Source organism: Verrucosispora sp. SN26_14.1 (assembly GCF_004307965.1).
Lineage (GTDB): Bacteria > Actinomycetota > Actinomycetes > Mycobacteriales > Micromonosporaceae > Micromonospora.
This window is the reverse complement of the sequence record NZ_SISL01000616.1, coordinates 1-2,838: the sequence shown is the minus strand read 5'-3', so window position 1 is coordinate 2,838 and position 2,838 is coordinate 1. Positions and strand designations below refer to the sequence as shown.

General features: G+C 77.2%; 2 protein-coding genes. One reads left to right on the top strand and one right to left on the bottom strand.

The genetic code is table 11. The features are described 5' to 3' along the window. On the top strand, positions 1–1,589 hold a 1,589-nt coding region (locus EYA84_RS32775; protein WP_161595068.1), incomplete at its 5' end, for a hypothetical protein. A gap of 10 nt (positions 1,590–1,599) precedes the next feature. Here the strand turns inward: EYA84_RS32775 and coaE are convergent. Further along, positions 1,600–2,778 (bottom strand): dephospho-CoA kinase, encoded by a 1,179-nt coding sequence (coaE, locus tag EYA84_RS29970; RefSeq protein WP_131057492.1) that lies wholly within the window; start codon positions 2,776–2,778, stop codon positions 1,600–1,602. Between the last annotated feature and the right edge of the window lie 60 nt (positions 2,779–2,838).

Sequence of the window (2,838 nt, the reverse complement as noted above, 5' to 3'; positions counted from 1 at the left end):
CCCCCGCCGGACGGGGCAACCGCCGCCGCGCCGGTGCCCGCCGGCACCGCGCCGGCCTCACCCCACCGGAGATCCTCGGTCTGTCCGGGACCGACCCGGCCGCCGCAGCACCCCGACCGCGCCCCGGCGTCCGACGGGCGGCCGTGGCGCACGGCATGCTCGACCCGACGGCCGGCAACCCGGCCGAGGACGACGACCTCGCCGGGACGACCCCGGCGGCCGGGCACTCCCGACAGGTCGCCGCCCGGCGTCGCCGCGTCGTTCTGGCCGCGCTCGCCCTGACGGCCGCCGCCTCCGCCGTCACCCTGGTCGCGACCCTGGTGAACTGGGCGCCCGCCGCACCACCCGCCCGTGAGCTCACGGCCGCCGAGCGGGACCGGTTGGCCGCCATGCGGGTCGTCAACTACCGGGACGTCCGTGCCGGACTGCACCTCACGGTGAGCGGCACCGCCGGCCGCACCGATCTGCTCGGCTGGGTCGACTGGGCCCGCCGGCTGGTCTACCTCGACGTCAGCGGTCCCGGCGCCGGCCCGCTGCGCGGACTGGTCCAGGCCACCCCCACCGTGGCCGTGGTCCGCCCCGACCCGGAGGCCATGTCGACCCCCGCCATGCCGCCGTTGATGCCCCCGGGCGACGACTGGCGGCTCTGCGCCGACCGGAGCCTCGACCCGCTGCTGGGCCTGGTCTTCGACCTGGCCCTCGACCGGCCGGAACCCGCCGACGGACTCTCCGGCCGCTGGCTGCGACACGAGCAGGTCACCGGCGAGACGGTCGATGTGCTGGAGACGTCCCTGCCGCGCCCCGTCGCCACCGGCGGCACCACCCCGACCGGATCACCCAGCGCCGCACCCCACACCGGCGTCGCCCGGTACTGGCTGGACACGACCGGACGGCTGCACCGGGTCGAGACCACCCTGCCCGGCGTCGGTCAGGTGAATCTCCAGCTGCACCGCGCCGACCGGCCCACGCTGCGCCCGGTCGACGCGTTGGGTGGCCGCCCCGGCCTGCCCCGTGCCCTCACCACCGCCGAACGGCACCGCTGGCAGCGGCTGCCCGCCCGGCTGCGCGCCGCCGGTGGTGCCACCGTCACCCTGGTCGGCCCGGTCGGCACCGACCTCGACCTGCGGGGCTCCGGCTGGTTGAGCTGGACGGCGGGCACCGCGTACCTGGGCGTCACCGCACTCGACGCGACGGACCGCCGCGTCCTGGTCCGGCACGGCCGGCGCACGGTGGCCCGGATCGAGACCCGACCCGGCGCGGACCCGGCGGCACGGCCACCGCTGCCACCTCCGACCACCGGCTGGCGGACCGGCCCGCACCGCACCTCGGCCCTGGACCCGCTGGTGTCCGCCGCGCTGCGGGCCGCCCGGGGCACCGGCCCGCAGGGCAGCACCCGGCGGATCCGTGGCGACAGTCACCGCGGCGTCCCGGTGGACGTCGTCGAGGTCGAGACCGCCCGGGGACCGACCCGCTACTGGGTCGACCGCACCGGGCTGCTGCGCCGACTGGAGACCCGGACCCCGGCCGGGGCCTGGGCACAGCTCGACCTGACCACCGGGCGGACACCCCGGCTGACCCCGCCGACCTGAGAGCGACCGGTCAGGGACGCCACCCGGTCTGGGCGGCCCACTCCTCGGCCCGCAGGTGCTCCTCGTCGAACCACGGGTCCTTCGCCGTGGCGTACGTGCCGCTCTCCGGCGCGGAGGCGGCCAACTCCCGCTTGAGTCCCAGGTACGCGGCCCGCCGGTCCGGATCGGCCCGCAGGTGGTCGCGCATCAGCAGGGCGTACCGCCAGCCCGGTGAGCCGTCCTGGCGGATGTGCAGGTGCACCGGGCGGCCCGGATCGGCGCTGCCGTGCAACCGCTTCTTCCACCGGCCGCCGCCGGTGCGCGCGGTGTCCCACCACTCACCGGGCAGTCGGGGAAACCCGGCGTCGGCGAGCCGGTCGGCCATCGGTCCGTCCGCCTCGGCCAGCGACGACACGCTGAGCTGCACGTCGATGACGTCCTTGGCGGCCAGACCGGGGACCGCCGTCGACCCGATGTGGTCCACCCGCAGGTCGGCGGGGGCGACCGCGTGCCGGATCCGGGCGGCCAGCCGGGCGTACTGCTGTGGCCAGGTCGGGTCGGGCTCGGCCAGGCGCACCCGGTCCAGGCGGACCGGCCGTCGCTGCCGCAGGTTGACCTCGTAGGGCACCAGCCGGTCCTGCCAGAGCGCGTCGACCGTCGCGTGCAACTCGTCGAGGGTGCCGTCGTTGGTGAGCAGCACGTCCGCCGCCGCCGCGCGGCGGGCGTCGTCGGCCTGCGCGGCGATGCGCCGCTCCGCCTCACCCCGGCTCATCCCCCGGTCGCGGGCCAACCGTCGCAGCCGGGTCTCCACCTCCGTGCGCACCACGACCACCAGGTGGTACGTGGCGGCCAGCCCCACCTCCACCAGCAGCGGCACGTCGTTGACCACGACGGCGTCCGGTGGCGCCGCAGCGACCAGTTCCGCCGTCCGGGCCCGCACCCGACCGTGCACGACGGCCTCCAACCGGCGGCGGGCCGTCTCGTCGGCGAAGACCACCTCGCCGAGTGCGGCCCGGTCCAGCGCGCCGTCGGCGTCGAGCACCCGCTCGGAGAAGGCCGCGACGACCTCGGCCAGCCCGTCGGTGCCGGGGGCCACGACCTCACGCGCGATCCGGTCGGCGTCGACGAGTACCGCCCCGCGCTCGACCAGCCGGCGTGCCACCGCGCTCTTGCCCGAGCCGATCCCGCCGGTGAGTCCGATCTTCAACACGGCACCAGTCAACCTGACCAGGGCCGCCGCGCCAAGCCCGCGCGGCCGGCACGGGCGGGC